The organism is Micromonospora sp. NPDC048040 (assembly GCF_055587185.1).
Window position 1 is genome coordinate 1 of record NZ_JBVJGT010000075.1, and the last position, 21,410, is coordinate 21,410.

At 69.6% G+C, this 21,410-nt stretch carries 25 protein-coding genes and 2 pseudogenes; 11 read left to right on the forward strand and 16 right to left on the reverse strand.

Translation table 11 applies throughout. The features are described 5' to 3' along the window. Together ACZ6O2_RS33515 and ACZ6O2_RS33520 are read left to right on the forward strand one after the other, a co-directional pair. Positions 1 to 202, forward strand: a 202-nt coding sequence (locus tag ACZ6O2_RS33515; protein WP_466025781.1) for an IS200/IS605 family transposase, incomplete at its 5' end; no start/stop codon positions are given. 85 nt (positions 203 to 287) lie between these two features. Further along, positions 288 to 1,007 (forward strand): class I SAM-dependent methyltransferase, encoded by a 720-nt coding sequence (locus ACZ6O2_RS33520; protein ID WP_466025782.1) that lies wholly within the window; start codon positions 288 to 290, stop codon positions 1,005 to 1,007. A 237-nt stretch (positions 1,008 to 1,244) separates the two neighbouring features. Here ACZ6O2_RS33520 and ACZ6O2_RS33525 read toward each other — a convergent pair whose 3' ends face one another. Then, positions 1,245 to 1,454 (reverse strand): zf-HC2 domain-containing protein, encoded by a 210-nt coding sequence (locus ACZ6O2_RS33525; protein WP_466025783.1) that lies wholly within the window; start codon positions 1,452 to 1,454, stop codon positions 1,245 to 1,247. 379 nt (positions 1,455 to 1,833) lie between these two features. Between ACZ6O2_RS33525 and ACZ6O2_RS33530 the strand changes: the two genes are divergently transcribed. Both ACZ6O2_RS33530 and ACZ6O2_RS33535 read left to right on the forward strand, forming a co-directional pair. Next, positions 1,834 to 1,998, forward strand: a complete 165-nt coding sequence (locus tag ACZ6O2_RS33530) for a hypothetical protein (protein WP_466025784.1) — start codon at positions 1,834 to 1,836, stop codon at positions 1,996 to 1,998. A 120-nt stretch (positions 1,999 to 2,118) separates the two neighbouring features. Then, entirely contained in the window at positions 2,119 to 2,670 is a 552-nt protein-coding gene (locus ACZ6O2_RS33535; protein ID WP_466025785.1) for a sigma-70 family RNA polymerase sigma factor, read from the forward strand. 91 nt (positions 2,671 to 2,761) lie between these two features. On the opposite strand, the gene ACZ6O2_RS33540 is transcribed toward ACZ6O2_RS33535, so the two are convergent. The 9 genes and pseudogenes from ACZ6O2_RS33540 to ACZ6O2_RS33580 form a co-directional block, all read right to left on the reverse strand. Continuing rightward, the gene (locus ACZ6O2_RS33540) at positions 2,762 to 2,893 is read right to left on the reverse strand and encodes a hypothetical protein (protein WP_350711261.1); all 132 of its coding nucleotides are present in this window, start codon (positions 2,891 to 2,893) and stop codon (positions 2,762 to 2,764) included. A 718-nt stretch (positions 2,894 to 3,611) separates the two neighbouring features. Continuing rightward, positions 3,612 to 4,772 (reverse strand): histidine decarboxylase, encoded by a 1,161-nt coding sequence (locus ACZ6O2_RS33545; RefSeq protein ID WP_466025786.1) that lies wholly within the window; start codon positions 4,770 to 4,772, stop codon positions 3,612 to 3,614. Then, the gene (locus tag ACZ6O2_RS33550) at positions 4,769 to 5,368 is read right to left on the reverse strand and encodes a hypothetical protein (protein WP_466025787.1); all 600 of its coding nucleotides are present in this window, start codon (positions 5,366 to 5,368) and stop codon (positions 4,769 to 4,771) included. The genes ACZ6O2_RS33545 and ACZ6O2_RS33550 overlap by 4 nt, the downstream gene beginning before the upstream one ends. Before the next feature lie 391 nt (positions 5,369 to 5,759). Beyond that, the gene (locus tag ACZ6O2_RS33555) at positions 5,760 to 7,205 is read right to left on the reverse strand and encodes an APC family permease (protein ID WP_466025808.1); all 1,446 of its coding nucleotides are present in this window, start codon (positions 7,203 to 7,205) and stop codon (positions 5,760 to 5,762) included. 17 nt (positions 7,206 to 7,222) lie between these two features. After that, entirely contained in the window at positions 7,223 to 7,489 is a 267-nt protein-coding gene (locus ACZ6O2_RS33560; RefSeq protein WP_466025788.1) for a hypothetical protein, read from the reverse strand. 199 nt (positions 7,490 to 7,688) lie between these two features. After that, entirely contained in the window at positions 7,689 to 8,090 is a 402-nt protein-coding gene (locus tag ACZ6O2_RS33565; protein WP_466025789.1) for a hypothetical protein, read from the reverse strand. Between the two features lie 4 nt (positions 8,091 to 8,094). Next, the gene (locus tag ACZ6O2_RS33570) at positions 8,095 to 8,736 is read right to left on the reverse strand and encodes a hypothetical protein (RefSeq protein ID WP_466025790.1); all 642 of its coding nucleotides are present in this window, start codon (positions 8,734 to 8,736) and stop codon (positions 8,095 to 8,097) included. Further along, entirely contained in the window at positions 8,733 to 9,968 is a 1,236-nt protein-coding gene (locus tag ACZ6O2_RS33575) for a globin domain-containing protein (protein ID WP_466025791.1), read from the reverse strand. Before ACZ6O2_RS33575 ends, ACZ6O2_RS33570 begins: the two co-directional genes overlap by 4 nt. A gap of 120 nt (positions 9,969 to 10,088) precedes the next feature. Continuing rightward, positions 10,089 to 10,334: pseudogene (locus tag ACZ6O2_RS33580) on the reverse strand (nitric oxide synthase oxygenase); the annotation flags it as partial. 591 nt (positions 10,335 to 10,925) lie between these two features. Between ACZ6O2_RS33580 and ACZ6O2_RS33585 the strand changes: the two are divergent. Next, positions 10,926 to 11,351 (forward strand): WhiB family transcriptional regulator, encoded by a 426-nt coding sequence (locus ACZ6O2_RS33585; RefSeq protein ID WP_466025792.1) that lies wholly within the window; start codon positions 10,926 to 10,928, stop codon positions 11,349 to 11,351. Between the two features lie 15 nt (positions 11,352 to 11,366). Here ACZ6O2_RS33585 and ACZ6O2_RS33590 read toward each other — a convergent pair. Then, positions 11,367 to 11,567: pseudogene (locus tag ACZ6O2_RS33590) on the reverse strand (IS5/IS1182 family transposase); the annotation flags it as partial. A 286-nt stretch (positions 11,568 to 11,853) separates the two neighbouring features. Between ACZ6O2_RS33590 and ACZ6O2_RS33595 the strand changes: the two are divergent. Further along, complete coding sequence (locus tag ACZ6O2_RS33595; protein WP_466025793.1) at positions 11,854 to 12,855, forward strand: hypothetical protein; 1,002 nt, start codon at positions 11,854 to 11,856, stop codon at positions 12,853 to 12,855. Here the strand turns inward: ACZ6O2_RS33595 and ACZ6O2_RS33600 are convergent. The 3 genes from ACZ6O2_RS33600 to ACZ6O2_RS33610 form a co-directional block, all read right to left on the reverse strand. Then, the gene (locus tag ACZ6O2_RS33600; RefSeq protein WP_466025794.1) at positions 12,852 to 14,285 is read right to left on the reverse strand and encodes an RNA-guided endonuclease InsQ/TnpB family protein; all 1,434 of its coding nucleotides are present in this window, start codon (positions 14,283 to 14,285) and stop codon (positions 12,852 to 12,854) included. The two genes, ACZ6O2_RS33595 and ACZ6O2_RS33600, sit on opposite strands and share 4 nt — an antisense overlap. Positions 14,286 to 14,479: 194 nt before the next feature. After that, complete coding sequence (locus tag ACZ6O2_RS33605) at positions 14,480 to 15,727, reverse strand: M14 family zinc carboxypeptidase (protein ID WP_350711246.1); 1,248 nt, start codon at positions 15,725 to 15,727, stop codon at positions 14,480 to 14,482. A gap of 205 nt (positions 15,728 to 15,932) precedes the next feature. Beyond that, on the reverse strand, positions 15,933 to 16,460 hold the full coding sequence (locus ACZ6O2_RS33610; RefSeq protein WP_466025795.1) for a CGNR zinc finger domain-containing protein: 528 nt from the start codon (positions 16,458 to 16,460) through the stop codon (positions 15,933 to 15,935). A gap of 47 nt (positions 16,461 to 16,507) precedes the next feature. Here ACZ6O2_RS33610 and ACZ6O2_RS33615 point away from each other — a divergent pair, with 47 nt between their 5' ends. Continuing rightward, entirely contained in the window at positions 16,508 to 17,419 is a 912-nt protein-coding gene (locus tag ACZ6O2_RS33615; protein ID WP_466025796.1) for an AEC family transporter, read from the forward strand. Positions 17,420 to 17,593: 174 nt separating this feature from the next. On the opposite strand, the gene ACZ6O2_RS33620 is transcribed toward ACZ6O2_RS33615, so the two are convergent. Next, complete coding sequence (locus ACZ6O2_RS33620) at positions 17,594 to 18,085, reverse strand: VOC family protein (RefSeq protein WP_350711242.1); 492 nt, start codon at positions 18,083 to 18,085, stop codon at positions 17,594 to 17,596. Between the two features lie 151 nt (positions 18,086 to 18,236). On the opposite strand from ACZ6O2_RS33620, the gene ACZ6O2_RS33625 reads away from it, so the two are divergent. The 4 genes from ACZ6O2_RS33625 to ACZ6O2_RS33640 are packed head-to-tail and all read left to right on the forward strand — an operon-like array spanning position 18,237 to position 20,933. Next, the gene (locus tag ACZ6O2_RS33625) at positions 18,237 to 18,848 is read left to right on the forward strand and encodes a helix-turn-helix domain-containing protein (protein WP_466025797.1); all 612 of its coding nucleotides are present in this window, start codon (positions 18,237 to 18,239) and stop codon (positions 18,846 to 18,848) included. Beyond that, positions 18,848 to 19,219, forward strand: coding sequence for a hypothetical protein (locus ACZ6O2_RS33630; protein ID WP_466025798.1), 372 nt, complete (start codon positions 18,848 to 18,850; stop codon positions 19,217 to 19,219). Before ACZ6O2_RS33625 ends, ACZ6O2_RS33630 begins: the two co-directional genes overlap by 1 nt. Then, positions 19,216 to 20,139 carry an ABC transporter ATP-binding protein gene (locus ACZ6O2_RS33635; RefSeq protein WP_466025799.1) on the forward strand — a complete coding sequence of 308 codons (924 nt, stop codon included), beginning with the start codon at positions 19,216 to 19,218 and terminating at the stop codon, positions 20,137 to 20,139. Before ACZ6O2_RS33630 ends, ACZ6O2_RS33635 begins: the two co-directional genes overlap by 4 nt. Continuing rightward, positions 20,136 to 20,933, forward strand: a complete 798-nt coding sequence (locus ACZ6O2_RS33640; protein WP_466025800.1) for an ABC transporter permease — start codon at positions 20,136 to 20,138, stop codon at positions 20,931 to 20,933. The genes ACZ6O2_RS33635 and ACZ6O2_RS33640 overlap by 4 nt, the downstream gene beginning before the upstream one ends. Positions 20,934 to 21,123: 190 nt before the next feature. Here ACZ6O2_RS33640 and ACZ6O2_RS33645 read toward each other — a convergent pair whose 3' ends face one another. After that, entirely contained in the window at positions 21,124 to 21,390 is a 267-nt protein-coding gene (locus tag ACZ6O2_RS33645) for a hypothetical protein (protein WP_466025801.1), read from the reverse strand. Positions 21,391 to 21,410: the final 20 nt, after the last annotated feature.

Consider the following 21,410-nt stretch of genomic DNA (forward strand, 5'->3'; position numbering starts at 1 on the left):
GAAGCTACCGATATCGACCCTGGTCAACCGGCTCAAAGGCGTCTCCGCGCACTACCTTCGGCAGGAGTTCACCGACCGGATCAACCAGCACATCATGCACGGCCACCTGTGGTCGCCGTCGTACTACGCCGGATCGTGCGGTGAGGCACCCCTATCCGCCATCCGCGAGTACATCGAAAACCAGAAACGTCCAGGCTCGTGACGCGATTCCTCCCGGCCTGAAGCGACCGGGATTCCGCCGTATGCTGCGTGGCGTTTGGTCGCATGTAGACGGAGGCGCGAACGTCATGTCAGACCCTGGTGGCGCCCTCGACAGCACCGCATTCGAGGACTTGTACCGGAGCGACACCGCCGTCGCCCCGAAAATTCCGTGGGATCTCGGCGCGCCGCAGCCTCTCGTCGTCGCATTGGCCGACGCCGGCAAGTTCACCGGCGACGTGCTCGATGTCGGATGCGGACCCGGCGACAACGCCACGTTCCTCGCGTCGCGCGGGCTGCGGGTCACTGGCCTCGACTTCGCCCGGCCGGCGGTGCAGGCGGCCAGGTCCAGGGCCGTAGAGACGGGCGTCGACGTCACGTTCGACGTCGCCGACGCCACCGAGCTCGACGGATACGAAGCCTGCTTCGACACGGTACTGGACAGCGCGCTCTACCACTGCCTGACGGACGAGGAGCGGCATCGGTACGTCGCCGCCCTGGTGCGGGCTACGCGGCCCGGGGCACGGCTGCACCTGCTGTGCTTCTCGACCGGGATGCGGGGCGTCTTCCCCGACCAGTACCTGGTCAACGAGGAAAACCTGCGGGAGACCATCGGGCACCGCTGGACGATCGAACGGCTGGAACCGGCGCACTTCACCACGTGCTGCACCCCCGCCCAGCTGGGTGCGAGCGTGCGGATGATCCAGGGCGAAGGGGTCGACACCTCCGGGTTCGCCAGCCTCCCCACCAACGACGACGGGCACGTGATGATGCCGATCTGGCAGCTCGAAGCGGTGCGGGCGGCCTGATCCACGCCGGACCGCGCAATCGACGACCAGCGCCCTGGTTGGCGATTGGCACCGGGCTTGTCTGGCCAGGGCGAAGTCCAGGACGGGTGCAGCGGCCCCCGAGATCTTGGGACTTCCGGAGGGGGCCATCAAGTCTCGGACCTGGTACCACTACGGGCGCTGCGATCGGCACTGCTGATCCGGGGCTCCATCGGAAATGAGCCGGAGTAGCGGCGCGTCACCCAGCACGGCGCCGTGCTATTCGCACCCAAGTTGACGTATGTCGTCTTCGGAGAGCAAGGCCAAGCCAGCGACAACGTCCCGGAACCCGTCGTACTCCGCGCGACACCGCCGGCATCGCGCGATATGAGCCTCCATCACTCGATGCTCGTCGTCGGACAGAGCGTCCAACGCGAAGACACCGAGCGCCAGCTTGAACGGATCATTCGAGCTCTCGGGCTGGCTCATTCGCTCGCTTCCTGGCCGTTGACGCGTGCTGACTTTCCTCGCTCAGATTACGTACCGTCGGCATGGACGGTTCAGCCCATGGCTGGTTCTGCCGGTCGTCCGCTGGCTGATCCAGCATCGGCTGACTATCGGCGCCCGCCGGGATGTCTATGGACCAGCGATCGCGTCCCGGGTTTTCCCGACGAGCACAACGATGGGCGTGTTCGCCTGCGAGACCGCGCGACGCATCACCGGCAGGTCGGGATGACGCGCGCGTTTACGAAGATGTCCTCGACCGCCCGGCGACCGATCGTCGGCCAACTTCGTCGTACGCTGTCACCGTTGTCACCCGCAGGCGGCGGAAGCTCCCGCCGCACCAGTCGCTGATAGCGGGCCGGAGATGGACGCCGACGACGACCTCTTCGAGGTGATCTCGGTAACGGAGCAAGCCAACGAGATCCCCGATGCGATCATCGGCTCCTGCCCCGACGTGACCGCGGCACAGATCGTTGCCGCTCGTCCGCGGCTGGTGTCCGCGGCCGGGTCGACGCGGCTGGCTCGATGACTACGTAGTAGCCCGATGCGGCACGGGCGTGTCCCCAAACATCCGTGAGCTACCCGATGTCTCTCAGTGCCCGACGAACGAGCCTTGCCTCAAGAGAACCGGGTATGGAGGAGGGCAGCCATGGCGCTTGCGACCGGAACCGTCGCGGTCGGCGACCTAACCACCGAGGAGCGGATGCAGGCCCTGTATGACGCCCACGCCAAGCCGGTCTACTCGTTCCTCCTGCGGCTCACCTTCGGCGAGCGCCAAGCGGCCGAGGACCTGCTGCAGGAGACGATGGTGCGGGCCTGGCGCAAAATCGAGGCCTTGAACGAGGACATCGCAACGCTCCGCCCCTGGTTGCTTACCGTCGCGCGACGAGTGGCCATCGACGCTGGTCGAGCAAAGCAGGCCCGGCCGGCGGAAGTCGGACTGGTCGACATGACGGTCCTGCCATGCGGCGATGACGCCATCGAACGGATGCTCGCCGTTCAGACCATCAAGCGGGCGCTGGCTCGGCTGACTCCAGAGCACCGAAACGTGATCATCGAAGTCTACTATCGCGAGCGGACGGCCGCGGAGGCAGCCGCGGTGCTCGGCATTCCGGAAGGGACGGTCAAGTCGCGCACCTACTACGCGCTCCGCTCGCTGCGAGCGGTCATGGGCACCGCCGCGAAGCGCCGGCCCGAATAGCCCGAGGATCGGGCAGTTGTGCGGACCGGGGCGGCTCGCCGGTCGCCTCATACCGGCCGGACGGATCACCGAGTTACGAGATGTGCGCTGGTCATCCCGCGCCCCAGACATCCTTGAGCAGACCGCGCTGCTGATCGTTCATGCGGCCCGGTTGGGCGGTGTAGAACACCGGGACACCAAGCTCCACGCACCGCTGCCGCAGACGGACCACGTTGTCGATCAAAAACCGTTCTCGCGGGTTGGTCCGGCGGGAAGAGGCGCCGCAGTTTCCTCACGTGTGCGGTCGATGGTTGTCGCGCTCTGGTGCTCGCACATCGGCGTCTCCTCTCGCTCGCGTGCATTGCGCCACGAACGCCGGCGCTTCCGGGATTGAGATTGAACTGACCCACGGGCCGGGCCAGCCCGGGGAGAATGACGGCACTTCAAATCACGAAGCCTCACGGTCGTGGTGGGAGCAAGCCGAATGCAGGGGGCTGGACCCGTCGCGGTGGTTCGAGTCACGCCTGATGGGGCAGAAGGCCGTGCACTGCTGCATCGTCCGTTCCCTACGCGATCAATGCCTCGCGAACGCCATCCACTCTCGTGACGTCGGCGTGGTCCGGGGCGCGTCCTGGTACGCCGACAGCAGGAAGTAGCGGTGCCGGATGCGATGAGGAACTGCCTGGAGCAAGATTCGCACAGATCGGGGGTGTTCAACGACGGCGGCTGCCGGGTAGTCGCAAGGAGGAGGCGGGCCCGCCCGTGAGCGCGACGGCGAGCGGCACGCCAGGCACGTCGGCTGTGGACGTCGGCGTCCGGCCGGGATCGGCGACCAGTGCGGCGACGGAGTCTCGGTCAGCCCGACGGGCGGCGCGGAAAGCAGCCACAACAGCCTCCAACGCGGTGTCGATGTCGGGCAGTGCGAGGTTTGGTCGTGTGGGCGCCGCCAGCCGGTGTCTTGGTCATGGCTTGGTGGTGCTGGCGGCGGCGATGTCGGCTACGAACGCGTCGACTTGGCCCTTGCTGATGCCAGGCATGCAGATGATGTGGCTGGTGTCACCGTCGGTGGCCAGCAGCCACTTCTTGCGTACCTGTTCCGGTGGGGTGGCAAGGACGACCGTGAACGCGTAGGGATGCCGCCACGTGGGCCAGCCGGCGGCGGTGAGCTGGTTGACCGCGTAGGCGGCGAGGGTTCGGGCTTCGCTGACCCGCCAGCGGTGTCCTTCGCGGCCGTGGGTGGCGATGGCGTGCCACAGCAGTGCGGCGGCCAGGCCGCAGCGGGAGCCGGTGATGGTGGTGTCGACGGTGTCGGTGTAGGCGACGTGGCTGCTGTGGCTGCGGACGCCGTCGCGGATGAGGACGACTCCGCATGGGGTCGGCACACCGAGAAACTTGTGACCGGACATGGCGATGCTGCCGATGCCGCTGGCGTCGTCGAGGCGTAGCCGGCCGTCGAGGGCGAGCGGGATGCCGGACAGTGCCGCGTCGACGTGCAGGTGCCCGTCCGCGCCGTACTCGTCGAGGACGGCGCGGATGCGGGTGGTGTCGTCCACCGCCTCGGTCATGGTGGTGCCGGCCGTGGCCACCACGATGGCGGGCCAGCGTCGCCGCCTGCGGACCTGCGCGGCGAGATGCGCATAGTCCATCTCCCCGTCCGGCCGTGCGTCGATGACCACGCTCCGCGCGCCCAGTATCGCTGCGGTCTTGGAGATCGAGTAGTGCGCGGCGGTCGAGTAGTAGATCCGGGCGGTGGGATAGCGGCGGTAGGCGGCGTGCAGGGCGGACAGGTTGCCTTCGGTGCCGCCCGTGGTCACGTATCCCCACCGGTCGTCGGCCGGCATGGACAGGATGTCGGCGACCCAGGTGATAACGGCCCGCTCCAGCACCCGCGTGTGGGCTGTCCCGCCCGGGTCCGCCGGATCGCCGATGTTGTTCCACAACCGGCTGCCCAGGCGGGCCATGACCTTGCTGTGGTCGAGGTCCACGGCCCCGGGAAACCCGATACTCGTCGCCGCGTCGGCGTCGGCCTGCTGCACCAGGTGGTCGAGGACGGCCGTGACATCGATCGGCGCGAGGCTGAGGTCCGCGGCACCGAGGAGACTGAGGGTGGAGTTGTGGGTCATGCCGGCCGCCTGGCGGTCAGGTGGGCGGTGAGGATGTCGTGCAGCGCGGCGAGCTGCCGCCACACCTCCCGGGTGGCGTCATCGTCTTCCTCGGTGAGGTGCTGGTGGGGGTTGTAGTAGGTGATCCGGTCCGGGTCGAGGGGTTTGTTGCAGCGGATTCCGTCCACGCCGATGCGGGCGTGGGGGTCACGGTCGATGTGCAGGGCGGTGCCGTCGGTCAACAGCGCGTAGCACTGGCCTTTGAGGTCGAACGCCGACCGGTAGCGGCCGTTGGCCGATCCTTCGCGCAGGGTCCGGGCGACCTGGTACCAGCGGCCCTGATCCGAGTCGAGGGTGGTGACGCCGATGCCAACGTAGGTCGCGTCGTTGGGCAGGGTCATGTCTCCGCCGTTGACCATCGAGCCTTCCGGCCCGAGAGGATGCCACCGGCGCGCAGCGGAGGCGGCACGTGAGATGTTGTCGGTGGCGACGACCGCCAGGTCGCCGAGCAGCCGAGGTAGGTCATCGGATTCCGGTGAGGCCAGCCACAGCCGGTGGGCCATGTGCAGCCGGTAGCCGTGCGGCTCGGCTGGGGCCTCGGATCTGAAGAACAGCATCACCCCGTGCGGACCGAGTGCATCGCGCTGCCCGAACCGCTGGTCGGCCTCGACCAGGTGGCCGGTGTTGGCCCGCTTGGACCGATACGCGACTTGCTTGCGCAGGTCCGCCCAGCGGCGGTCCCTAGCCGGGACACCGTCACCGTCCTGCCTCTGCGAGGGCGCAGGCGGGGGTGGTGTGGGGGGAAACGTGGTGCCAGCCGGTCGGTGGTAGTCGCCGGGCACTGGGACCGCGCCGTAGCCGGGTGGTGGTGCGTAGTCGGCTGGCCTCCGGGAGGCAGCGGGCGGTGCCGCCGGTGGGCGCTCCGGTCGCCAGCCGGGGTGAAAGGGATCGACACCGTAATGCGCGCCGGGTGCGGCAGCATGGTTTCTCATCGTCGCGTTCCCCTCCTCAGATCGAGACGTTGATGGCGTCGGGAACGGCGTGCGCCGTCGGGGTACCGCGGCCAATGCCGGCGTAGACCTCCGGACGGGCTCGCCGCAGGATCCCGGCCCACACCCCGCCCGCAACGGCGGTGGCGACGAGGATCGCGGGCAGCAGGAACGGGTACAGCGACCCGGGCGCGGCCCCGAGCAGCGAGCCGACATTGCCTTGCATCAGGGCCAGCACCACCAACCCGCCGAGTACGCCCAGGGCGGGCGCGAGCCGCCACTCCCACACTCCCGGCTGCGGCCCGCGCACGCTGTCCGGTGCCCTGAACGCGGCCACCGACGCGGCCAACAGCAGGCACAGCAGCCCCATCGCACCCAGCGTCGACAGCCAGGTGAACATCGCTGCGATGGGGTCAGCGCCGCTGAACGCGAACGCGCCCACCACCACCGTGGCGATACCGGTCTGCGTCAGTGACCCGCCGCGCGGCGCGCTGACCCGAGTCGCGCGGCCGCCCTGCGCGAGCCCAGCATGCAGGACGCCCTCCCGGGCCATCGCGAACACATACCGTGCGAGCACGGCGTGGAACGCCAGCATCGACGTGACGATCGCGAAGACCAGCATCAGGTCCGCGAGGACAACCCACCCACTGCCAAGACGCTCCAGGACTGAGAATGGCAGCCGGCCGGCAGGATCAGCGGCGACCTCGGCGACGGCTCCGGGGCCGACCGCTACCCCCATCGCCCACGCGGCCACCGCATACACGCCACCGAGAACGAGCACTCCCGCGCTGGTGGCCCGGCTGACCGACCTGCGGTCGATGGCCTCCTCGACGAACGATCCCGGCGCGTCGATGCCCATGAACGCGGCCACGCAGAAGGCAACCGCGCCGCCAAGGCCGCTGACCGCCAACCCCGAGGCGTCGAAGCCCGCCCAGGACAGCTCACCGCCCGCCGGTTGTCCCACACCGGCCAGCACGAACGCCGTGACGACCAGCAGCGAGACGGCCAGCACGGCGGCCAGGACCCGGGTGGACAACACGATCGCCCGCAGACCCAACACCCCGACGACGGCCAGGGCGATGCCCGCCCACACCCACCACGTGCCGCCGAGCTGCGCGGCGATCGTCGCCCCGAACAGCCCGTACAGGCTGGTCTGGATGGCGTTGTAGGCCACCAAGGCGACCAGGCCGGCGGCGACGCCCCAGCCACGGCCCAGCCCGTTCGCGAGGATGCCGTAGTAGGCCGCCGGGTGCCGGACCTGGCGTGCCATCGCCGTGTAACCGACCGCGAGCACCGCCACCGTACCCGCGACGAGTAGGAAGGTGAGGGGCAGAGCCGTCACCTTTGTGGTCGCGTACGTCGCGACGATGCCTCCAGCGAGCACCACCATGGGCGCCGATGCCGCCGCCCCGATCACCCACAACCCGAACGGAGTCAGCGTCCGCCGCGCGAGAGCTACCTGCACATGCGTTGACTTCACCGTCACTCCCCCCGCTCCGGAGAATCCGGGCACGACGAGCGCTGGCAGCCATCCGCTGGATGCCGGTGCGCGTCGTCGGCGATTGCCGCCATCAGGTACACCGCCGCCGGCCGTACCGGGCCGCCGTGCCGGTAGCCCTGGTCATCGTCGAGCCGCCGCTGGGTGGTGTCCACGTCGGGCGTGAACCTGAACGGGTCGTGGTGCCCGTCCGGCCACGCCCGCCGGATCGCGTACCCCCACGCGTACTCCGCCGACGTCGCGTCTCCCACGTCTGTGACGGCGGCACCGGTGCGGGCGGCGGGCGGCCGTGTCGGCAACCGCCGCTCGGCATTGGGCGTTCGGGGCGGGGAAGCGGTAAGAGAATGGGTGGCCAGGGTCAGCATGAGGGAAGTGCCTCCTTGATATCGGGGGCGCACAGGGGTCGGGACTCCGGTCAAGCAGTTCGCACGAGTCGGCGCGCGTGCGTGATCAGTGGCGCCGGGCCGCCGAGAGGAGACTCCGGCTGGCTGGTATCGCCGATGCCACTCCAGCAGGACACCGCGGCGTGTCCGGCTCCCTGGTGAGGGCAGCGGGGAGCTCTGGCGGCACGGCATGATCCGCCATATGTGGGGAGGTGACCGTGCGGGGTGTGAGGAGTTCGGCCAGGAGGTTGGCGACGAAGCCCTGGCGGTCGACCCCGAGGCGTTCGACCCTCAGCGGCGCGTACGGGGGCCTGTACCTGTCGATGACCGATTCGGGCAGGTCCGCCGGACCGAGCTGCGCAGCGCCCTCGGCGAACGCCGCGGTGATGTCGAAGTGCCGGTTTGGCGCGACGGGCGTGGGGTCCCCGATTATCGCCTTCCGGCCGAGCCAGGAAACCGCGAAGCGCATCCTGCTACTCCTTGATCGCTAGCTTCAGCCGTTCGCTGGCCTCACCAGCGGCCTCTGCGCTGGCCAGCATCTGCTCAGACTGATCGACCAGGTACGACTGCCACTGGGACAGGTTCTCGTGCGCGGCCTGACTGGCCGTTACCAGCGCGTCATACCTCTCTTGCAGGTCCTGTAGCTGCCGCTGGAGTTCGGCGACCTGCGGGCCGGCGTATCTGGTGCTCTGGGTGGCCTGCTGGTGGGCATAGATGATGATGTCCTCGGCCTGCCGCCGCGCTTCGGCGAGGATCTCCGCGCCCTCCACGCTGGCGTCGCCGATTGTGCGGTTGGCTTCCTCCTGAGCGCGCATGGTCAGCTCGAGAGCCATTGGGTCAGCTGCTTGCGGTGCGGCGCTCGGCAGGGTTCCGTAGCGGAGCATCTCGACCTGGTTGAGCAGGCCGGCCACCTCTCGTCCCCGACGGTCGATCTCGCCGCGCAGCAGCGCGATCCGATCGTCTGCGAAGCGCGCCACCGCGGCCACTTCGGCCGCCGGGTACCAATCCTTGCGACGGCAGCGGCGGGTGGCTACCAGGCTGAGGCGCTGGGTGACCTCGCCGGACTGCGGTTGCTCCGCGTCCGGTGCAGGGTGTCGGGCACCGTGGTCAGTCATCGGACTCCTGTCCAGGTGGTGGGGTCACGCGGCGTCGGCCCGGCCGGCGCCGACAGAGGTGGGTAGAGCGAGTGGTCGTAGCTCTCCGTCAACATCCGGGCAGGGTCCACACCGGAGGCGGTCAGGGCGGTGATCGTGGACCGGGTCATCGCAGGAGACCCGCAGACGAGGATGTCTGCGTCTGCCCACGAGCCGAGCCGCAATGCGGTGTGGACGGCGCGGCCCACCTCGCCGTCCCACCCCCACCCGATTTCCACGGTGGGGACGTAGCGGAGCCACTGCTCGTCCTGGGCGGCAGACCATGCTTCTTCCGGCGCCGTCGCGGCCAGCTTCAGGAGCGCCTGGTGGTCGTACAGGTCGTCGGGTGTCTTGCCCCCCACCACCAGAGTGGTGGGACGGCCGGAGCCTCGCTGGAGCTGTTCGAGGATGGCTCGCAGCGGCGCTACGCCGGTGCCGCCAGCGATCAGCAGAAGCCGTCGGTGGGGTGCGCGGTCGTACGACGACAACGCGGTGCCCACGGGGTGCCCCAGCAGGAGTGTGTCGCCGACTGCCGTCCGGCGTACCAAATGGGTGGAGAACCGGCCCGTCGCCCGGACGTGGAACTCAAGCGTTCCGTCGGGGCGGGGAGCGTTGGCGGGTGACAGGTACCGCCAGGTGCGCATTGTCGGCACCTGTGTCGGCAGAGACTGCCCCGGCAGGTAGTTGCACAGGTAGTTCGGTCGGACGGTGAACACGCAGATGTCGGCGCGGCGGCGCTCCGTGCTGATCACCTCCGCCTGCCAGAACGGGGGCGCGACCCGTTCGGATCTGGCGGCGCCGGCGAGCATCAACTTCGCTACCGCCTGGTACGCCGTGGCCCAGTGAGCCCTCAGGGTCGGCGTCCACCCTGGTCCGACGAAGTGCTCCAGCGTTGCCAGGAGTGCCTGGCCAACCCAGATGTAGTGCCGCTCCGCCAACTGCACCGGTCGACCCTCGTGGTCTGATCCGTGGAACCGCCTGTGATCGGCGCCGAGACGCTGCGCGAATGCCGTGAGCGCATCCGGGTCGTCGATGTTCGTGATGATGTGCCCGAGCGCGGCGAGTAGCTTGTCCTCCTGATACCGCATGTCGGCTGGGAACATGGCCCGGGTCTCAGGGGCGGTAAGGAACAGAGTGGCGTAGAAGTATTTCGCTGCTTCGGGGCCGGCGACGGCGAGTTGGTTCCAGCTCCGGCGCAGCGCAATAACGTCCATGTGTCAGCCCTCCTGCCGGGAGGCGAGGTAGTGGCGCTCACGCAGAGTCGGCTCGGGAGAGTACGGCGTGCGGGCACCTGGCCAGAAATTCGGGTCAGGCACCCGGGTGTCGTAGTAGCGGAGCACCTGATCGTTGGGTTGCCACCCGCAGTACCGGATCAGCTGGTCGTTCCAGACGTGGGCTCGTGGTCCTGTCAGCGGGTGATCGGGGGCGAGCACCGTGATGACGGATTGGATCCGCCCGCCGTTGTCGGCCACGCGGCGGTGCTCGGCCAGATCGCTGGCGATGCTGTCAGTGGTGGTGACGGTGCGCCGGTCACGGACCTTCAGGCCGGCCCAGCGGACTCGGCCAATGCGCCGGCTAGCTGAGGGTGGGATGGGGTAGCTCACGGGGCACCCACCCGACTGTCACCTGTGGCAACGCTGCCGGTCGTCAATGTTGGCTCGTTCCCGATCGTTGGGCAGGTGCCGCCGCGTTCCCCGCGTGTCCTCCGCGTGATCGTCCAGCCGGGCGGGCATCGTCGCAGTGCCACGTCTCTCCCATCCCGTTGATGTTTTGCCTCTGGTCTCTGCCATACGGCCCGCACCGGACGGGAGTTCACATCGTTGGCTCAGGACGGATCGCCGCTCGTAATACCGAGTGACGGCGAAAGACCGGGACAGGGCCGGCTTGGCAGGGCACTTGTCCGACGGCCTGCTGCCTGTCGATCGGGTGACTGGCCGCCCGAGCAGAGCCACCTCGCTGCCCAGCTGGTTCGACGTCGTCGGTCGCCGAGTCAAGCCCCGGACGGGGACCGTCGCGGCCGCGCTTCGCGCCATCTTCCACAGCGAATGAACCAGGCCACCGTCGATCCGTATTAACAGTGAGGTTGCCGCACGCCAATGGGGCTGCGGCCGCGGACCCACGAGTTGTGCCGACCCGCGCGGGTCGGTTCCTGTGAGAGACGGTGATCGGACGTGAGTCAGCAAGCGACGCTGGACCGGGCCGGTTGGTGGCGGTACGCCGCATGCGCCGACTGGGAGACCGAATGGTGGACCGACGGAGGACCGGACCGCACGCGGGCGGTGCACATCTGCCTCGCGTGCCCGGTGCAGGAGCCCTGCCTTGCCGACGGGCTGGCCAACGGCGACATCGGGGTCATTCGCGGTGGCATGTTGCTCCAACGGCGCAGACAGCGGACCGAGGTGGTGGGGCTGATCTGCGCCCAGTGCAAGTTCTCCCCCGTCCGGTTCACTAGCACCACAATGAGGCGCTACTGCGGTCAACGATGCGAGGCAGAAGCGCGACGGCAGGCCGCCGCAGGTAGGCGCAGCCTCACCGGGGACCCGCAGAGGGAGACTCTTCCGGTCACCTGCGCCGCTCAAACCACAGCCAAGGTTTAAGCTCCTAACTCTGCGAGCGCGCCGCAGCCAGCGCCAGCAGACGATGGCGCAGGCGAGGGTGAGGAACGCTTCGTGGATGTCGTCACGGATCTCCCAGCGGATCCGGAGGCGGCGGAACCAGTGCGGCAGGGCGACGGTCTGCTCCACGACCCAGCGTCGGGTGCCGAGGCCGGAGCCGTGGCCGACTCCGCGTCGGGCGATGACGGGTGTGATGCCGTGTCCCTAGCTACCGCGGGTAGTGGTGGTACCACGGGTCAAGCACCAACCAATCTGCGGATCGACGGCGACACCGTTGAAGCCCGCCGGACCCGCCTTGCTAATTCGCATTAGCATCTTGACGCCGCCGAGATGGCCCGCACAGACTCGTCAACCAACGAACCCGTCCGCGACGGTCGTCCACACCGTACGGTCGCTCAGCGAAGGTGAATGACACCCGCTGACTCGTCACGGCCGGCCCGCTCCCCCTGCCCCCATCGGCCCGCCTCGTGAACGGAGAAACGCGATGGCGCGTACCCCTGAAGGCTCTATCTCCCGACGCACGCTGCTGCGTGGTGCGGCGGCCGTCGGTGTCGCGACCACCGGCGCCGGCCTTGCCGCGACGCCCACGCCGGCGCTCGCCGCACCGGCCGGCTTCCCCAACTATCGGTACGTGCGCGACGCGTTCGCCAGCCCGTTGCGCTACAACCCGACCGGCGAGTTCATCTTCCCGTGCGTGCGCGGAGTCTACGACAAGATCAGCGGCTATCTCGGCCGCTACTACCTCTACTACGCGCCGCACGACGCACCCGGCGGCATCTGCCTCGCCTACGCCGACCGACTCGAGGGCCCCTACACCGAATACGCCAACAACCCCATCATCGACCGAGCGCTGCCGACCACCACGGTAAGCCACGTGTCGTCCCCGCACGTCGTATGGGACGCACCAACCAAACAGTTCTACCTCTACTTCCACGGCGAGAACTACACGACCCGGGTCGCCCGCTCGACCGACGGCATCCACTTCACCGACGAGACCCCGATCCTGTCGACGAGACTGGTACCCAACACGACCGAGACCTCGTACGCACGGGTCTTCGAGCACACCGTGGCCGGCAAGGGCAACCGCTACGTGATGGTGTTCATGGGCTACCACACAATCGGACCGGGCACCCGGAAGATCTTCTGGGGCTGGTCACCGAACGGCTGGAGCGGCTGGCAGTTCGACCCGAACCCGCTGGTGTCACCGTCGGGCGACGGACTCACCGACATCTCCGCGGCGCACCTGTTGAAGCGCAACGACACCGCGTATCTCGCGTATCACGGCAACAGCGGCAACATGTATCTGACCGAGATCGGCAACAACTTCGACCGCGAGGTCCACCTCGGAGTGTTCCACCGGCCGATCGCGTCGGACAACGGCCGGGTCGCGGCACCGACGTTCGGCACCGACGGCGGCGTGAGCTACATGCTCTACGAGGCCGGGCCCCGCCTCGACGCCAGGATCTGCGTGGCCCGCGCGGTCTAGTGCTGTTTCCACCAACGTTCACCGGGTTTCCGGTGGGTGTTGTGGATCCTCGCCGAATTGGCGAGCGACTCCCCACTGGTTGGTGGGGCGGGCCACCGCGGGCCGTCTTGACCCTTGCGCCGCCCGGGTGGGCGGCGGGGGTCACGTCGGGACCGGCCGGTGCCGGGGAGGTGCCGGCCGGCTCGACGGTGCGTGACTACCCCGGGCAGCACGACGGCTGTGGGGGTGGTGGGTCCGCCGCCCGGGGTGCGGGTGGCGATGCTGGCCGCCGCGACGAGGTCGCGGTGGCCTGAGAACTGGCAGTGTGGGCAGGTCAGGGGCCGGCCCCGCGGCTTCGGCACGCGTCGCCGGCAGGTGGGGCAGGTGGACGAGGTGCCGCGTTCGTCGACGAGCCGGAGGGTGATGCCGGCGAGGGTGGCCTTGTCGGTCAGGATCTGCAGGAGTCGCCCGATCTGCCATTGCCGTAGCCGCAGGTTGTGCCGCCGCCCCGCCGACAGGTCCAGGACGCCGCGGGGGTCGCCGACGTGCAACACCCCCACCCGCTGCCGGACGGCCCAGTCGACGACGGTGCGGGCGGCTTCGTGTTGGGCCTGCCGCACCCGCCGCCGATGACGGGCCTCCACCCGACGGGCGCGAGCCCGGTACTGACGCCACCGCCGTGACCCCCGCTGGCCCGGCTTCGGCGCCCGGCGGGCGACGGCACGACGGCGAGTCTTGGTGTCGGCCAGGTGCATGCGGTGCTCGGCGCGGATCGCCCGCCCCGACACCAACAACGCCTCCCCACCAGGACCAGCGACCGCGTACGGGTGAATCACACCGACGTCCACGCCCGCCACCCGGCCGGGATCCGGCCCCTCACCAGCCGGATACACCGCAACCGGGACCTCGGCGGTCACATCGAGGAACAACCGGCCGCCCTCGCACAGCAGAGTGATCGAGCGGACCTGCTCCACCGGATACGGCACCTCCCGCGCCAAGCGCACCCACAGAGATGCCGTGCCTTTCGCGGTCGGGATGCGCACGCGGTGGCCGTCGAGGGTGAACGTGCCGTGGTACCAGCGCACCGGCACCAACCCCCGCCGCCGACGCGGAAACCGTGCCGACGGATCACCTGCCTTGCGGTGTTTCGCCGCCGCGAACCACGCATCCGAGAACCGCCGCAACACCGACCGCGCCCCGGTCGAGTCCAACTCCGCGAACGTGCCCGGACCGGAGGCCGACAACTCCCGACACAAATCCTGATAGCTCACCAGCGGAGTGGCTCGGCGGCGGCGTCGCCAGGCGTTGACCTCCAGTACGCACGCCCATACGTCGCTGGCCGAGCGCAGCAGACCGAAACACCGCCGCCGCTGGCCCGCCGTCACCCGCACAGCGACACGGGCGGTGCGGTGCACCACCGCAGGCGCCGCAGGATCCCGACGACGAGGCACAAACCGAAGCCAACACCACCCGTACGACAATTTTCAGAACCAACCGATTACCCGGCCAACGTTCAAAGACGGGGCACTAGCAATACCTTCCCGTCACCGGCCAGACGAGCATCTCGGCCTGGAACGGGGCACCATCCAGCCGACGCCAGCGGCCCCGGAGCTCCTGCCCCGGGGCCGCCAGCCGCTAACGATCGTCAGTCGTTGGTGGTGTCCCAGCCGTAGTCGGGCAGGTCGAAGAAGTCGTCACCGTCGACCCGGTCGACGGTGCCGTCGGCCAGGCCGTTGAGCAGCGACTCCACGCCGGTCTGCACGCTCTGCACGAGCATGCCGTGCTGCTTCTGGCCCAGGTCGTCCTGCTGGCCGCGCACCTCGAACAGCACCGTGCCGGTGCCGTTCAGGGCGAACGCCGAGCGGCCCTGGCCCGCGTACTCCCGGTTGTCCGGGTGGTAGTACCGGCCGATGGCGGCGAGCTTCGACTGGTCGCCGTACTTCGCGGTCATGCCGTTGGCGACGGTGAGGGCGTAGCGGCGGGACTTGTCCTGGTCCAGCGCCGGCCACGTCGCCTTGTACGCGGCGCCGTCCTGCACGCCCAGCGGCGGGTAGTCGAGCGAGACGGAGATGAGGTTGCCGTCCTGCTCACCGCCGGTGATCCGGTCGCACGGCCCCATGTGGTGCAGGTCGATGTACGCGTCGACGGCGCCCTTCTCCTCCCGCAGACCCACGTAGACGTCGCGGATGGCCCGCGACTCCGGGGAGAGGAAGAACCCGGCGTCGGTGTCGCGGCCCGGAAGGTCGGCGGCGCGCGGAACGTAGTCGAGGTCGGGGTTGAAGTCGCGGTTCAGGTCGTAGCCGGGCAGGTTGATGCCGTCCCCGTTGAGCCGGTGGTACCAGGCGCGCGGGGCGCCGGCCAGCTGCGGGAACTCCGCGACCGTCGCATCCCAGGACCGTACGTTCATGCGCCGGTTGAGCTCGCCGCCGTCGGGGTTGACCATCGGCATGGCGACGAAGGTGACCTCGGTGAGGATCTGTCGGGTCTGCGCGTCGCCGGCGCTGCCCAGGCGCTTGAGGATCCCGAGCAGCGCCTCGGTGCCGGTCCGCTCGTTGCCGTGGATCGCGCTGGTGACCAGCAGCACCTTGTCGCCGGTGCCGACCCGGGCCGTGTACAGCTCCCGGCCCTCCGGCGAGCGCCCGACCACCTCGACGTCCACCCGGCCGCCGCTGGTGCGCTCGATCTGCGCCAGCTGGTCACCGACCTGCTCGTGGTTGCTCCAGCCCGACCAGGACGGGTCCTCGGCGATCTTGCAGCTGCCCTGCCCCGGCCCCTCGGGAGCGGCGGCGGAGACGGCCGGAGCGGTGAGGATGGAGCCGGCCAGCGCGGCCGTCACGGCGGCGGCCAGGGCCCCGCGGGAGCGAAGGATCGTCGACTTCGTGTGTACCTGCACGCGTACTCCTCTCGTGGATCCACCGACCACCGAGCGGGGCGCGGAAGAGCGCTGGTGACGCCCGGGGAGCGGACCACCTCTTGCTTTGGAGGATCTTGACCTGCGCGGACGGCGGACGCAATAGAGAGCTGCGCTTTTCTCGATGTGCGGGCAGGTTCCGGCCGACGCGGGGGCCCTGCCACCCGGCGCGTGGTCTGATCGTCGATCACCTGCCTGCTCGGCGCTGGGTCCGATGGCGATGCACGGCGTCGTGGTTGCCGCACCGGGTCGAGCAGTATTCGCGCCGCCCGTTGCGGCTGGTGTCGACGAACACCGTCACGCATGTCGACCGGGCGCAGACGCCCAGCCGCCGGCCTTCCGCCTCGACCGCGAAGATCGCCAGACCGCCGGCCGTGACCGCTCGGACCCGGGCGACGACATCATCGTCCTCGGGTGTGAAGTGCAGGTGCGGACGCAGCTCGTCGTGGGTGGTCAGAAACGCCCCGGCAGTTCCCTCGACCAGCAGCGCGTTGATCGCCGCGCAGCGCTCGTCGGTCCCGGGCGCCTCGAACACGGCTCGCAGTCGCACACCCCACACCCGCAGGATCTCTGCCTGCCGGGCCGTGAGCGCCGGTCGGCGGATCTCGTGCGTACGCAGGACCGCCTCGATCTCCCCCGCCCCGGTCCCGCCCACGCCGGACCGGCCCTCGACCACGAGGTTGGCGAGATCGGCGGCGAGACGGACCCCGGTCATGTTGTCATGGTTGAACTGCACTGACCCATTGCAACACAGTCGTTGACATGCATCTCGTCGTCATGGCGGTCGTCCCGATCGTGCTGCTGCTCGGACTCGGCACGGTGCTGCGCCGGCGGCTGGTGACCGACCCGGGATTCTGGCGCGGCATCGAGTGGATGAGCTACCGCGTCTTCACGCCCGCGCTGTTCGTCACCTCGATCGCCGCGACCGACCTGGCCGCCGCCTCGCCAGCGGCATTGCTGCCCAGTCTGGCCGTCCCGGTCGCCGTCGTCTCCGTGCTCGTCATCGCCCTGCGTCGTCCGCTCCGCGCGAACGGCCCGCAACTGACCTCGCTGGTCCAGGGCAGCATCCGCATCAACACCTACACCGGGCTCGTGTTCGCCACTTTCGGCCCGGAAGGCGTCGCCACCTTCGCCCTGGCCGCCGCGGTCATGGTCCCGCTCGTCAACGTCATATCGGTGAGCGTCCTGTCGAAACACGGCGACCGGGACGACCGCCACCCGCCCAGGCTCTGGCGCGAACTCCTCGGCAACCCCCTCATCCAGGGCTGCGTGGCCGGCCTCGCCCTGAGCCTGCTCCACATCGAACTGCCCGCGTTCCTGGCCACCACCCTCGACATGCTCGCCGCGCCCGCGCTGGTGAGCGGAACGCTGGCGGCAGGTGCGGCAATCACCTTCCGCCTGCGACGGCGCGATGTCGTCGACGTCCTCTCGACATCCGCGCTCAAGCTCGTCGCCCTGCCCCTTACGGCGGTCGCCATCGCCACAGCACTCGGCGTCAGCGGCGCGACGCTCACCAGCATCGCGATCATCTGCGCTGTCCCGACCGCACCGTCCGCCTACGTCATCGCCAGGCGGATGGGCGGCGACACGCACCTCATCGCGTCCATCACCGGCGCGCAGACGCTGCTCTCGATCGCCACGCTTCCGTTCATCGTCGGCCTGACCACCGGATGACCATCCCTGCGCCCGGCGGCACACCGCCGCGGCCAGGTCCGCGAGGCGGAGCCGGCAGTCACCCGGTGCGTGTACCCCGCCCGCCGGTCCTCAGCCCGCATCGGCGCGGGGCGGCGTCTCGACGGAGCGGCGTTTCGACCCAGACCGTCCGCGTGGAGGTCGACGCGTGAGGGGTCACCGCTGGGTGAGGGCCGGTCGTCCCATCTCGGCGAGGATTCCGGTGCCCTGACCGAGCTCGATGAGGTAGCCGTCCGGATCACGCAGGTAGCAGCGGATCTCCACCCCGTGATCCTTCGGTTCGGTCAGGAACTGTCCGCCGCGGGAACGCCACAGCTCGTAGACGGCGCGTACGTCGGTGACCCGGATGTTGAGCGCGCCGCTGAGGACGTTCGGGTCCGCCGGTGCCTGCGCCCGGACGGTCGGCTTGTCGTCGGTCGGGCCGCCCTCGTCGTTGATCACGATGTAGCCGTTGTGCAGCCGGAGAATGGCCGGTTGCCGCTCGCGCACCACCGTCGCTCCCAGCACGTTGCGGTAGAACTCCCGCGAACGGTCCACGTCCCGCACGATCAACAGGTGGGTGAGCACCAGCCCGTGCTCGGGCTGGAAATAGTCGGGTGCCTCGTCCGTCACCGTGGTCTCCTCCAGGTCGGCCGGACGGGTACCCACGCGGGCGACGGGCACACCTGTCCGCCTTCGGGGAGCCCAGGGCGCAGCGCGGTGACCGTGCCGTCGAGCGCGCCATCGCCGAACACGAGATCACCCGACAGGAGACCACCACCCTTACCATTCTCATTCTCGATAGTGATACCGTTGGCTCGTGGAGTTGTCGAGGGAGCGTTGGGCGGAGTTGGCGCTACACCCGGTGCGCATCCGGATCCTGCGGGCGGTGGCGGGGGCGCGACTGACCACGCACGACCTGGCGGCGCTGTTGCCGGACATCGCGCAGGCCACGCTGTACCGGCACCTGGCCACGCTGGTCAAGGCCGGCCTGATCGAGGTGGTGGAGGAGCGCAGGATCCGCGGGGCCGTCGAGCGGGTCTACGCCCTGCCGGCCCACGGTGCGACGTTGGACGCCGCAGCCCTGGCCACCGCGACGCCCGAGGATCACGCCCGCTACTTCACCGCCTTCGTGTCGAGCCTGCTGTCGGAGTTCTCCCGCTACCTCGCCCGCGAGCGGATCGACTTCGCCGCCGACGGGGTCGGGTACCAGCAGCTCGTGCTCCACCTGACCGACGCGGAGCTGGCAAAGTTCGCCGCCGACCTCAGCCAGGTCATCGGCCCGCTGCTGGGCAACGAGCCCGGCGAAGGAAGGGTGCCTCGACTGCTGGCCACCATCCTGCTGCCGGCCGATCAGCCGGCAGCCACCGACAGTCCACAACAGACGCCAGAGCGGGGCGAAGGCTCCGACCCGAGGGAAGGGAACGGCTGATGGCCTCAGTCACGGTTGCCGTCGACCTGGTCGACATTCGGTTCACCGGATGGGAGCGGCTCTGGATCGGGCGTGAGCGGCTGGCTGTCCCCGTCACCGCGGTGCGGAGTGTGGCCGTTGTGGCCGACCCGCTGCGTCTGGCGCGGGGCGCCCGGCGCGGAATGGTCGTATCCGGCTTCGTCAAGATCGGCGTTTGGGGGTTGCTCGCCGGTCCCCGTCAGCTCGTGGCGGCACGCCGGGGCGAGCTGGGGCTGCACATCGTCCTGGACCGGGCGGCCGCCGGTGGCCAGTTCGACGAGGTGGTGCTCTCCGATCCGGCTGCGCCGGAGATCGCGGACGCGATCGGACGCGCGTCGGCGGTCGGCGCATGAACGGCGACCGCCTGACGATCGAGGTCTCGCACCTGACCAAGCGGTACGGCGAGGTCACCGCCGTACGTGATCTGACCTTCACGGTCGAACCAGGCGTGGTCACCGGCTTCCTGGGCCCGAACGGCGCAGGCAAGACCACCACGATGCGCATGCTGACCGGCCTCGTGTCGCCCACCTCCGGCACCGCGACGATCGGCGGCCGGCCGTACGGGCGGCTGCCACGGCCGTCGCGCACCGTCGGGGCGGTGTTCGACGCGAGCGCGTTCCACCCCGGCCACACCGCCCGCGACCACCTGCGTGTCTACGCCGCGATGGGCGGCTACCGGGACAGCCGGGTCAGCGACCTGATCGACCTGCTCGGCCTCGCCGAGGCCGCCGACCGCCGCACCCGCGGGTTCTCCACCGGCATGCGGCAACGACTCAACCTCGCCACCGCCCTGCTCGGCGACCCCTCGGTGTTGCTGCTGGACGAGCCGAGCAACGGCCTCGACCCCGAGGGCATGCTGTGGTTGCGTGGCTTCCTGCGCCGGCTGGCCGATGAGGGGCGCACGATCCTGATCTCCAGCCACGTGCTCAGCGAGATCCAGCAGCTCGTTGACGACGTGGTGGTGGTCCGCCGCGGCGAGCTCGTCGCCGCTGGACCGTGGTCACGGCTCGCCGGACCGCCAGCGGTGCTGGTGAGCTCGCCGGATGCCGACCGGCTGGCCGCCGCCCTGCGAGTCAGCCGGCCAGACGGCGACGCACCGCGGGTCGAAGCCGTCGGGGCGGGCCGGCTACGGGTGTACGGGCTGGACGCGCCGCACGTCGCCGACCTGGCCGCCACGTGCCGGCTGCGGATACACGAACTGGTCACCGAGAACCCCAGCCTCGAACAACTTTTCCTCCACCTGACCACCGACAGGGCGGCGACCACCGCATGAACCACCTGATCAAGGCCGAGTTCCGCCGGTTGTTGGCCACCCGCATGTGGAGTGGGCTGCTGCTCGCCGCCGTGCTGATCGGCGGCGGCATGATGGGCGCGATGGCGCTGGTCGGTCCGGAGAACTTCGACCCACCCATGCCCGGACTGGACACCGAAACCGGCATCCGCTCGATCCTCGGCATCCTCGGTTACACCGCGTTCGTGCCGGCCGCCGTCGGCACACTCGCCGTCACGTCCGAGTACCGGCACCGCACCGCCGCCGTCACGTTCCTGTTCGCGCCGCGCCGGTGGCAGGTGTTGGCGGCCAAGCTCGCCGCGTACGGCGTCGGTGGACTGGCGTACGGGCTGATCCTCGCCGGCACCGCCGCCGCAGCCCTCTTCGCGGTCGCCGCCGCCCGCGGCGTCGCGCTCGGCCTGCCAGCCAGCACGGTGCTGGCGTTGCTGGCCCGCATCGGCCTGGCCATGGTCGTGTACCTGCTGATCGGCGTGGGCATGGGCGCCCTGATCCGCCACCAGGTCATAGCCCTGTGCGTCGTGATCGGCTACCTGTACCTGGGCGAGACGCTGCTCATGATGATCCCCGGCATCAACGCGCTCTATCCAGTCCTGCCCGGTGGCGCCACCGCCTCCCTCACCGACTTCACCTACCTCGCTGACGCCATGTCCGAACAGGTCGGCAGCACGGCCATCCAGCTACTGCCACCAGCCACCGGCGCACTGCTGCTCACCGCGTACGCACTCGCCGCCTCGCTGATCGCCGTCATCGTCCCCATGCGCCGCGACATCACCTGACCCGACGTCCCCAACATCGAGGCCGAAGCGCAGAGCCGCCGTTCATGCGTACTCGAGCGGGCCGGTCAGGTCGTGCTCCGCGACGGCTTCGGTGAGGTCGGCGAGCTGTCAGGCGCTGGCGGCGACGGCCGAGCTTCGGGGCGGTCGGCCGTTACGGCCGACCGCCCCGAAGACGTCATCAGGTGGCGGATCACGCAAGTGGCGGTTCAGGCCTGGCCCGCACCGTCGCCTTTGCCTCCGGCCGGGTCGTTGTGGAGGTGACTCGGCGCTCGGCGGTGGGGCCGGTGTTGTCTGCGACGGCAACGTCTTCCGCGGCGAGCCGTTCGGAGGCGTCGCGAGTGGCGGCATCGGCACCTCGGGCGTCGTCCGTAGCGGGGTGCCGGGCGGTGGCGTTGGTGGCCGTCGAGGCGTTCGACGGGTCGTCGTGGGCGGTCGGGGTCGGGTCGATGGTGGTCATGGTGCTCTCCTTCACACACT

Coding starts and splice junctions, on each gene's coding strand:
- ACZ6O2_RS33520 (WP_466025782.1), top strand. CDS start 288: ATGTCAGACCCTGGTGGCGCCCTCGACAGCACCGCATTCGAGGACTTG.
- ACZ6O2_RS33525 (WP_466025783.1), bottom strand. CDS start 1,454: ATGAGCCAGCCCGAGAGCTCGAATGATCCGTTCAAGCTGGCGCTCGGT.
- ACZ6O2_RS33530 (WP_466025784.1), top strand. CDS start 1,834: ATGGACGCCGACGACGACCTCTTCGAGGTGATCTCGGTAACGGAGCAA.
- ACZ6O2_RS33535 (WP_466025785.1), top strand. CDS start 2,119: ATGGCGCTTGCGACCGGAACCGTCGCGGTCGGCGACCTAACCACCGAG.
- ACZ6O2_RS33545 (WP_466025786.1), bottom strand. CDS start 4,772: ATGACCCACAACTCCACCCTCAGTCTCCTCGGTGCCGCGGACCTCAGC.
- ACZ6O2_RS33550 (WP_466025787.1), bottom strand. CDS start 5,368: ATGCTGTTCTTCAGATCCGAGGCCCCAGCCGAGCCGCACGGCTACCGG.
- ACZ6O2_RS33565 (WP_466025789.1), bottom strand. CDS start 8,090: ATGCGCTTCGCGGTTTCCTGGCTCGGCCGGAAGGCGATAATCGGGGAC.
- ACZ6O2_RS33570 (WP_466025790.1), bottom strand. CDS start 8,736: ATGACTGACCACGGTGCCCGACACCCTGCACCGGACGCGGAGCAACCG.
- ACZ6O2_RS33575 (WP_466025791.1), bottom strand. CDS start 9,968: ATGGACGTTATTGCGCTGCGCCGGAGCTGGAACCAACTCGCCGTCGCC.
- ACZ6O2_RS33595 (WP_466025793.1), top strand. CDS start 11,854: ATGGCGCGTACCCCTGAAGGCTCTATCTCCCGACGCACGCTGCTGCGT.
- ACZ6O2_RS33610 (WP_466025795.1), bottom strand. CDS start 16,460: ATGACCGGGGTCCGTCTCGCCGCCGATCTCGCCAACCTCGTGGTCGAG.
- ACZ6O2_RS33615 (WP_466025796.1), top strand. CDS start 16,508: ATGCATCTCGTCGTCATGGCGGTCGTCCCGATCGTGCTGCTGCTCGGA.
- ACZ6O2_RS33630 (WP_466025798.1), top strand. CDS start 18,848: ATGGCCTCAGTCACGGTTGCCGTCGACCTGGTCGACATTCGGTTCACC.
- ACZ6O2_RS33635 (WP_466025799.1), top strand. CDS start 19,216: ATGAACGGCGACCGCCTGACGATCGAGGTCTCGCACCTGACCAAGCGG.
- ACZ6O2_RS33640 (WP_466025800.1), top strand. CDS start 20,136: ATGAACCACCTGATCAAGGCCGAGTTCCGCCGGTTGTTGGCCACCCGC.
- ACZ6O2_RS33645 (WP_466025801.1), bottom strand. CDS start 21,390: ATGACCACCATCGACCCGACCCCGACCGCCCACGACGACCCGTCGAAC.